This window comes from Streptomyces europaeiscabiei (genome assembly GCF_001550375.1).
GTDB lineage: Bacteria > Actinomycetota > Actinomycetes > Streptomycetales > Streptomycetaceae > Streptomyces > Streptomyces europaeiscabiei.
In genome coordinates, this window is the sequence record NZ_LRTR01000216.1 from 1 (window position 1) to 8,406 (window position 8,406).

The 8,406-nt window shown below is 72.9% G+C and carries 8 protein-coding genes and 1 pseudogene; 5 read left to right on the top strand and 4 right to left on the bottom strand.

Annotation, left to right across the window (positions count from 1 at the left end; all coding sequences use genetic code 11):
- The 4 genes and pseudogenes from AWZ10_RS53600 to AWZ10_RS10670 all read right to left on the bottom strand — a co-directional run.
- A pseudogene (locus AWZ10_RS53600) lies at positions 1-451 on the bottom strand (hypothetical protein); the annotation flags it as partial.
- Complete coding sequence (locus AWZ10_RS10660) at positions 441-2,921, bottom strand: hypothetical protein (protein WP_060890944.1); 2,481 nt, start codon at positions 2,919-2,921, stop codon at positions 441-443. The pseudogene AWZ10_RS53600 and the gene AWZ10_RS10660, both read right to left, overlap by 11 nt.
- 7 nt (positions 2,922-2,928) lie before the next feature.
- Positions 2,929-3,705 (bottom strand): hypothetical protein, encoded by a 777-nt coding sequence (locus AWZ10_RS10665; RefSeq protein WP_234361095.1) that lies wholly within the window; start codon positions 3,703-3,705, stop codon positions 2,929-2,931.
- A gap of 113 nt (positions 3,706-3,818) precedes the next feature.
- Positions 3,819-4,853 carry a peptidoglycan DD-metalloendopeptidase family protein gene (locus tag AWZ10_RS10670; protein WP_046703961.1) on the bottom strand — a complete coding sequence of 345 codons (1,035 nt, stop codon included), beginning with the start codon at positions 4,851-4,853 and terminating at the stop codon, positions 3,819-3,821.
- Between the two features lie 276 nt (positions 4,854-5,129).
- Here AWZ10_RS10670 and AWZ10_RS10675 point away from each other — a divergent pair, with 276 nt between their 5' ends.
- The 5 genes from AWZ10_RS10675 to AWZ10_RS10695 form a co-directional block, all read left to right on the top strand.
- Positions 5,130-5,678 carry a DUF6668 family protein gene (locus AWZ10_RS10675; RefSeq protein ID WP_060890945.1) on the top strand — a complete coding sequence of 183 codons (549 nt, stop codon included), beginning with the start codon at positions 5,130-5,132 and terminating at the stop codon, positions 5,676-5,678.
- Positions 5,675-5,935 (top strand): hypothetical protein, encoded by a 261-nt coding sequence (locus AWZ10_RS10680; protein ID WP_046703963.1) that lies wholly within the window; start codon positions 5,675-5,677, stop codon positions 5,933-5,935. Before AWZ10_RS10675 ends, AWZ10_RS10680 begins: the two co-directional genes overlap by 4 nt.
- A gap of 456 nt (positions 5,936-6,391) precedes the next feature.
- Positions 6,392-6,688 (top strand): hypothetical protein, encoded by a 297-nt coding sequence (locus AWZ10_RS10685; RefSeq protein ID WP_037693804.1) that lies wholly within the window; start codon positions 6,392-6,394, stop codon positions 6,686-6,688.
- A gap of 31 nt (positions 6,689-6,719) precedes the next feature.
- Positions 6,720-7,502, top strand: coding sequence for a DUF8175 domain-containg protein (locus tag AWZ10_RS10690; RefSeq protein ID WP_046703964.1), 783 nt, complete (start codon positions 6,720-6,722; stop codon positions 7,500-7,502).
- A gap of 1 nt (position 7,503) precedes the next feature.
- Positions 7,504-8,406: hypothetical protein (locus AWZ10_RS10695; protein WP_060890946.1), on the top strand; the 903-nt coding region annotated here is incomplete at its 3' end.

Here is an 8,406-nt window from a genome sequence, read left to right on the forward strand (position 1 = left end):
CGTCGCCCTGCGCGGGGGCGCGGGAGGGGTCCAGCCCGGCGGAACGGAGGGCTGCGGCGCGGGCGCTCCGGAGGGCCGCCTCGGGCGTACGGCGGTGAGGGGTGCGGGCGTCGCCGTCCTGGGCCCCGGACACGCGAGCCGATCGGTCGAGGGCCCGCCAACTCATGGTGCCGGTCAGCTCGTTGAACGTGACCTCGGCTCGGGGGCTGGGGCTGGGGCTTTCGGGGGACGGGTACGGGGAGCGGCGGCGGGCCGCGTCGCGGAGGGGGGCAGGGGCGAGGTGGCGGGCGGGGTCCCGGTTACTGCTGCCGGAGCCGCCCTGGTACTCCTCGCCGCGTCCGCCGGCCCGGCGGACGGTCCCGTCGGGGCGGCTGCCGACCCCACCCCATGACTGCCCGTCGGGCCGGCCGGCCCGGCCATCGCGGTGGTTTCGGCCGGGGTCACTGGCCATGGGCGTAGGGGGCGCCGTCGAGGACGCGGGCCCGTTCCGTGAGGCGGGTCATGCGGGTGCGGGCCTTTTCCAGTTGTTCCAGGTCGTCGGCGGCGGGGCCGACGTCGGCGGCGAGGTCGGCCCAGACGGCGATCAGGTCGCGGCCCAGGTGCAAGCCCTGGAGCGGGTCGCGGACCGCCCGCCAGGCAGCCGCCGCGCTCTGGACGTTGCCGTACGCGGCACGCTGGTCGCGCAGACGGTGGCGGAGGACGGCCAGGTCGAGGGAGAGGTGGAAGGAGCGGAGCGCGTCGCCGGCCAGGTAGGCGATGTAGGCGGTCAGTTCGCGGAGCTTCAACACCTCTTGGTGCTGCGGGCCCAGCGCCGCCATCGCCTGGGCGACCGTCTGCTCGGCCATCTCCGCGGCCTCCTGGATGCGGCCCAGTTTCACCGCCTCGTTGATGTGTGACACGGGCTCAGCGAACGGTGACGCCGTACCGCCGTCCTCCTCCGGCATGTCCAGCACCGCCTCGGCCACCGCGTCGAACTCCCGTACCGGCGCGGGCTTCGGCGCACTGTCCTCCTCCAGCACCGTCCACTCGGGAGCGGAGTAGGCGTCCGTCGCGGACTCCTCCGGAGGGGCCGGCGCGAAGGGTACGGGTTCAGGAGCGGGAACCGGGGCCGTCGTGTGGAGCGGCATCGGGGGCGGTGTCGGCGGCCAGGGCTGGGGCTCCAGGGAGGCGGGACCCGAGTCGCAGGACGGTGTCGCCTCGTACGTCGGCTCCGGAGAGGGGCCGTCGGCCTGGGCCGGAGGCCAGGGCTGCGGATTCAGCGACACGTGGCTCGGCTCCGGGGAGGCCACGGCGTCCGGCGTGGGGGCGAGGGGCCGCACCGGGGCCGTCCCGTCCGGAGTCCACGACTGCGGCTCCGGAGACGGTTCGACATCCGGCGCGTGCGCGAAGTCCCCCACGGGCGCCGGGATCCGGCTCGGGGGCCACGGCTGCGGCTCCAGGGAGGCCGGGGCCGGATGTGGGGCGTTCGCCGGGGTCCCGGGCGGGGTGTCGGCCTGGTCCGGGTGCCAGGTCCGGGAGGTCGTCCCTGCCGGGGGCGCGGGCAGCTTTGGGTCCGGTGCCGGGCCGAACTCGCCCGTCGGGGGTGAGACGGTGCCGGTGGTCGGGGCGGCCTCGCGGGTGGGCTCGGGTGTCGGGGGGTTGCTGCCCGGGTCCGCCGGAATGCCCGGCAGGGTCAGCGGGAGGCCCGGCGTGCGGGGCGGCTGCGGCTTCGCCAAGGGCCCCTCCGTCGGTTCCGGTACCGCGCGCAGCACGAACGTCGACGGCGGGACCCCGCCCGACACCGGCTCCGCCGGCTGTCCCTGCTTCTCCTTCGCCGCCGTGAGCGGCATCGTCCGGGGCTCTCGCTTCGCCTCCGGGGCCACCGCGGCCACGGGTTCCGCCGTGGGCTCCGCCGAGGGCTGGTCCGACGTCACCTCGGCAGCGCCCGGCTCCGGCGCGTGCGTGGGTGCGGAGGGCGCCGGTGCGGAGGGCGCCGGTGCGGGCGCGGGCTTCGCCGCCGACAGCGGGAGCGTCCTGGGCTCCCGCTTCGGCTGCGGGTGAGAGGGCGACTGAGGCTCCGGCCGAGCCTGGGCCCCCGGGTTCACATCCGGCTGAGCCTGCGGCTGCGGCTGCGGCTCGGGGGGTGCCGACGGCTCCCGGTCGGCCTGGGCCTGCCACTGCGGCCGCGCCTGGGCCTGGTCCTGCGGCTGTCCGTCCGGCTGCGACTGTCCGTGCGGCCGCGACTGCGGCTGCCACTCGCCCTGAACCTGCGGCCGTACGTCCGGCTGCGGTGCATGCTGGGCCTGGGCCTGGGCACGCCACTGCGGCTCCGGCTGGACCTGGTGATGCGGGTGGGCCTGCGGCGGTGACGGTGTGTGGGGTGCCGTACCCGTGGGCCGACTCGACCGGCTCTGCTCTTCCGGAAGTCCCGGCTCGACGGCTGCCGACTCCGGCACCGCGCGCAGTACATGGGTCGACCGGTCACGGCGGGGCCCTTGCACGGGCGCCGACGGCTCCGGTGCCGCCCATCGGGCCGCCTCCTCACCGAGGTGGGCAGGCGCGGCGGCACTCTCGTGCGCGGCCCCGGCCCGAGGGCCTCCCCCGCTTCCCGGCGCCCCCGCGAACCCCTTCGGCTCGTTCACCCGCACGGGTTCCCCGGCGTACTGGCTGGAGCCGTCGACGTGGATCCGGAGGGGGACGACGTAACCGATGCGCTCGTCGTGGACGGTGGCGAGGACGGGGTGGCCGGTGGCGAGGGCTAGGCGGTGGAGGTAGTCGAGGGCGGCGGCCTGGAGGGACTCCCCGGCGGCCGGGGGCACCGGCATGCCGCCGACACTCGCACCGGCCTCGGCGGAGACGCGCACGTCGATCGGGGTCAGCCCGGCCGACGCACGCCCCGCGCGCTTGAGTTCCCGCTTCTGTTCGCGGCTGAGTCGAGTCATCGTTCCCTCACTCGGGTCGGGCAGAAGGAGAAGGAGAGGTGGTGGACGAGGCGGCGGAGTCCGCGCCTGACGGGTCCGGTGGCGACACCTCTGCCTCCACCGTACGCACCTCGTCCACCCGCCATGGCTCGTCCTTGCCCGAACGAGCCAGCTTCACATAGACCGTGGCCTGGGGGCCGGTCCCGGTCCAGCCGTCGCGGCCGTGTGCCGTGCCGTCGACGAAGAGGGCGCGGTAGGCGTCCCGCGAGGAGTCGGACGGTGCGTCACCGTCGTCGTCCGGTTCCACCTCGACGGTGGTCCACGCCTCGTGCGCGGCCCAGGAGTTCCACTGGTCGCCCGCGCCGCTCGCGGGGCGGTACGAGCGCTCGGCCTTCGCCTTGGCCGCGGTGAACCAGCGGACGGAGCGCAGTACGGCGTCGTGCGGGCCGGTGTCGTACTTCGTGTCGTGGCCGTACGCGACCTCGACCCAGGCCTCGGCGACGGCGGTCGCGTCCGTGTCGTCGACGCCCGTGGGACTCGGGACGTGCGCGTCCGGGCCGAGCCGTTTACCGGACGGCAGGGGTGCCTTGGGGGTGAAGGGCGGTTCGGACGAGGCCGTGGTGCCGCCCGCCGTCTCGCGGTGGTCCTCCAGGCCGCATGCGGCGAGAACCGCCACACCGGTCACCGTCGCGAGCGCGACCGCGCCCGCCCTGCGAGCCCTGCCGAGTCCCCCGGTCCCGGTCGCGGTCGCGTCCAGCCCGGGGCGCTCGTCACGCCCCCCGCGCCCGCCGCGCGCATCGCGCATCACGTTCACCCTCGTCCCCCTCCTCACCTCAGTGTCCTTCCTCGCCGATCGCGTCGTCCACGTGGGCCGCGTCGTCCACGCAGAGCGCCGCGCCCCCATCACCCTCGTCATCGCTACAGCCCCAACCACGGCGCCGGATTCACGTACGCGCCGTTCTGCATCACCTCGAAGTGGAGGTGTGCGCCCGTCGAGTAGCCCGTCGAGCCGACCAGGCCGACCCGTTGGCCGACCTTCACCTTGTCGCCGGCCTGAACACCGAGGCCGCTCAGCATGTGGTTGTAGGTCGTGGAGATGCGGTCGCCGTTGATGGTGCCGTGGGAGATGACGACGCGGTTGCCGTAGCCGTTGGTCCAGCCCGCGAAGGTGACCTCACCGTCGCGGGCGGCGAGGACCGGCTTGCCCTCGGCCACGCCGAAGTCGGTGCCGGTGTGCAGTTTGCGGACCCCGAGTATGGGGTGCATGCGCCAGCCGTACGGGGAGGTCACGGGCGGGTTGCCGGAGAGCGGCAGCGCCATCTCCCTGCCGTCCGGGAGCTTGCCCGGCGGGTCGTCCACCGACTCGTACTTGGCGATGAGGGACTTGATACGGACGACGTAGTTCTGGGTCTCGGTGTAGGGCGGGATGCCGCCGTACTGCCGCACGGCGCCCGGGCCCGCGTTGTACGCGGCGAGCGCCAGGTCGAGGGTCTCGCCGGTCGCCTGCCCCCGGTCCTTGTAGCCCTGGACCTGCTTGGCGAGGGCGCAGTCGTAGCGGCCCTGGGCCATGATCGCGTCGCCGGGGTCGTACGGGGATATGCGGCCGTTGCCGTCGTCGTCCCTGCTCCAGCTCGGCCAGGTCCCGGGCATGAACTGGCTCAACCCCTCGGCGCCGACCGGAGACTTGGCGTTCGGGTTCCAGCCCGACTCGGCCTCGATCTGCGCGGCGATCACGGCCGGCTTGATGACGTCGCACATGGCGCCCGCCTTGAGCACCCAGGGCACGTACTCCGCCGGGACCTGGCCCGACTTGAGGCCACCGCCGACCCCCTGCTCCTCGGCCTCGGCCTCGCTGCCCCCGCTCACCGCGACCATCATCACCACCGGCATCATCACCGCCGCCACGCAGCCGCCGACGACCCAGGTCGTGACGGACCCTCCCCCGTTGGACATCTGCTCCCCTCAACGTCGAAGCGGCGAAGTTCAGTCATGTTCCTGCCACTTGAGTCCAGTCGGACGAGTCTCGCCGCTCACCCCCGTTCCGTGCGTCACCAGCGCGTCACAGGCTCGTCGCAGGAACTCACGTCCCGATTCCCAAGCCGCCCGCACGCCGTGAAGATCGGGGGTGGGCGCCTCGCCGGACGCGGATCCGGCGGCGAGCACCGCGCCGGAGTGCGACGGGCACGCCGGACTCAGGAAGACTGCTGCGATCAGCGGCGGAAACGGGGAGTGGTGGAGAGCGGTGATGCGGTGATGCAGCCGGGCACAGGACAGGCGGCGGCCGGGCCGGAGATCTGGGTGCGTGGGCCGGTCATGGAACCGGAGGCACGGCCGCAGGACCCGCCGCCCCGGGCGACCGCGAGCGCGCGGCGGTTCTCCTGGGTCGCCACGCACGGCGGCGCCGGGTGCACCACCCTCGCGACGGTCTTCGGCGGCCATGACACGGGCCGCAACTGGCCGCGTCCCGAACACGGCGAACCGGCGTCGGTGCTCCTGGTGGGGCGCACGCACGCCGCCGGGCTCGACGCGGTCTCGCACACCCTGGACATCTTCCGCCGGGGCGACGCGCCGCCGGGGCTCGACCTCGACGCGATCGTGCTGGTCGCGGACGCGCCCGGCCGGCTGCCCCGGCAGCTCGTACAGCGCGTGAAGGTGATCGGTTCCGTCATAGACGTCTACCGCGTGCCCTGGGTGCCCGCCTGGCGCACCGGCGATCTCACCGGACCGCCGCCGCGGGAGAGCGCGGCGCTGGCCCGTCTGACCGGGAGGACCCCATGAGCAGCACCCTGTACGCCGCCGCCACGACGCTGGCCGCACCTCCGGCCGTGGTCACCAACGAGCTGAACTACGTGCTGAACATCCTCGCCTGGCTGGTCACCGCCGCCGGTGTGTGCGGGCTGCTGATCGTCGGCTCGCGGATGGCCGTCTCGCTGCGGTCCGGGGAGGGCGACGAGCATCTCAGCCAGTTCGCCATGGTCATGGGCGCCTGCGTCATCGGCGCGACGGCGGGGCCGATCGTCGGGTTCCTGCTCTAGATCGTCGGGTTCCTGCTGCAGCAAGAGGTGGGCGGGACGGCGCAGCGGCCCGTCGGTTCCTCGTGAACCGGCGGGCCGCTGTCGTACCTGAACCGCCCCTGAACCGCCTCGGGACGAAGGGTGATCGCGAACACCGATCGCGAACCGATGACGGACACGGATGACGAACACCGTTACGAGCCACGCCCCTTCGCCGCAGGTCCCCGCCTTCCTGACGACACGTCACTGTCCCGGAGATGACGAGAGCTTCCCGTCTGTCACGAGCACGTCACCGACAGGTGCTGGATCACTACATCGCTTGGTTTCGGCTCACAGGAGTCGCCAAGCTCACAGGGCGACCGGGAACCCGGGCACCTCACGCCGGCCCGAAAGCATCCCACTGTCCCATCCGCTCACATCAGTTGACGTCGGCCCGCCGCCCACGGCGGACCGATCGAGACAACGGGGAGAAACCACATGCTGCACGCGATGGCCGCCAAGGCGCATCAGTCCCTCTACCTGGCCGACGGCACGGTCCCCAACCCCAACCGCGACGCCCCCGCCGAACTCACCGGCAAGGTCGACACCGTGCTCGGCATCGTCGCCTGGGCCGGCACCGCCGCGGGTGTCGCGGGTGTGCTGATCACCGGCGCGATGATGGCGATCTCCATGCGCCGGGGCGAGGGCTCGGAGCACATGGGCCGACTCGGCATGGTCCTCGGCGGCTGTGTCCTGGTCGCCACCGCCGGCCCGCTCGTGAACTTCGTCTTCTAGCCGACCGAGCACGTCGAAAGGGGGAGCGACGATGCTGAACTCCGGCCGGCCCCAAGGGGGCAGCGGAGAGTGGGAGCAGCCGTTCTGGCAGCAGCGGGGCTGGATCCTGTCGGCCGGGTTCCTGGTGGTGCTGCTCGTCCTCGCGGTCCTCTTCGCGGTGACGGGCGACGGCGGCGAGGGGCCGGCCGGTTCGTCCGGCGATCCGAACCCGGAGCCGACCTCGACCTCGACGTCGAAGTCGCCGGACGGCAAGGGGACTTCGGACGCCCGGCCCGCCGGCTGCCGCACCGACGACCGTGACCAGGCCAAGCCCACCGGGGCGCCGCGCGACTTCCACTGGAAGGCCAACGGCACCGGTCTGGTCCCGGTCTCGAAGGCGGCGGGCCCGCTGAAGTACGACGGACCGGTCTGGTCCTGCTTCGCGCACACCCCGCTGGGGGCCGTCATGGCCGCCCACTCCATCACCGACCACCTCAGCTACGACGGCTGGCGCAAGGTCGTCGACCGGCAGGTCGTGCCGGGGGCGGGCCGCGACGCGCTGATCGCGAGCCGCTCCCAGGAGGCCGACAAGTCCACCACGGGCTCGCCGGACGCCGGAGGCTACGCCGGCTTCACGGTCCTGTCGTACGACGAGACGCAGGCGACCGTGATGGTCCTGGTGCGCGGCATGGGCGACGGCGGCTTCGGCTCCGCCTCGGTGACCGTGCGCTGGCGGGACGGCGACTGGAAGCTCTCCCCCGACCCGGACGGCACGGTGTACAGCGGTGTGTCGCAGGTGAGCGGCACCGACGGCTTCGTCACCTGGGAGGCGTGAGATGGCCTGCTCCTGGAAGATCTACGACTGCCTCATCGAAGAGGGCGGAAAGCAGTTCACCGAGGGTGCCGTGGTCGTCTTCGCCAAGGCGATCGGCGACGGCGCGGCGGAGGTGCTCAAGGCGCTGAACGGCGTCTGGCTGAACATCGACGTGAACGACCCGACGGGAAACGGCGGCGGTCACGGGCAGGCCACCTCGGGCAGTCCCATCGGGCAGATCACCGCGGAGATCAACTGGATCGTCGCCTACGTGGCGGTGGCCTCGTTGCTGCTCGCCGCCATCCGGATGGCCGTGGACCGCAAGGGCCAGTCGATGAAACAGGCGTTCATGGGGATGTGGAAGGTCATCCTCGTCGGTGCCGCCTCCGTCCCCGTGGTCACGGCCCTCATGACGGCGTCGGACGCCTACGCCAAGGACGTGTACGCGAGAGCCGACCTCGGTGACAAGGCCGCCGAGATGCTGGGCGTGCTGACGCTCAACCAGCCGGGTCTGGTGCTGATCTTCGGTCTGCTGGTGATGCTGTCGAGCTTCGTGCAGATCGTGCTGATGTACATCCGCATCGGTGTCCTGATCATGCTGGTCGGCACGCTGCCGCTGGCCGCCGTCTCCTCGATGACCGGGTGGGGCGAGGGCTGGTGGAAGAAGCACATCGGCTGGCTCGCGGCCTGGCTGCTGTACAAGCCGGCGGCGGCCCTGATCATCTACTCGGCCACCTCGATGACCAAGGACACCAAGGACCTGAACCAGGTCATCGCCGGCATGGGCATGCTGATCATGGCTGTGTTCGCCCTGCCCGCCCTGCTCAAGCTGATCGTCCCCGCCACGGCCGCCCTGGGCGGCACCTCCGGCGGCACGGTCGCGCTGGGCGCCGCCAACAACATGGCCTCCGGCGCGGTCAGCATC